We start from the raw sequence: 392 nt of genomic DNA, 5'->3' as shown, positions 1-392 counted from the left end.
AAATCCAACGCCGGAAAGTCCGTTATCCGGTCACGTGTCGAGCATGTCTTTGCTGATCAGAAGTCACAGACCGGACTGTTCATCCGGACAGTGAGTATCACTCGTGCAACCATGAGGATCGGGCTGGCCAATATCGTCTATAATATGCGCCGCCTTCTCTTCCTCGAGAGGATTAACGCCCACGCGTAGCAGTCCAGCGGATGATCGTTCCCGATCTGCTCAAAACGCAGAGCGAAAGCCACCCCAGGAGCCATCATTCAGCACGCCATAACTCTGAAATCTGGAGCCAGACGCATCAATCAACGGTTCTTCGATCTCTCCACCTACAACGTTCAATACAAATTTCATTTAAAGTTTTGATGAGCGGCGGGCCACTAAAAGGTTTCTGACAG

The 392-nt window shown here is 50.8% G+C and carries 1 pseudogene; it reads left to right on the top strand.

Going from position 1 to position 392, the window contains the following annotated elements:
• Window positions 1-189 (top strand): annotated as a pseudogene (locus KP705_RS18810) (IS5/IS1182 family transposase); the annotation flags it as partial.
• Window positions 190-392 lie beyond the last annotated feature (203 nt).

The organism is Gluconobacter sp. P1D12_c, from assembly GCF_018812105.1.
Lineage (GTDB): Bacteria > Pseudomonadota > Alphaproteobacteria > Acetobacterales > Acetobacteraceae > Gluconobacter > Gluconobacter oxydans_A.
Note: the sequence above shows the minus strand (reverse complement) of the source record. Positions and strands in the feature narration are given on the sequence as shown.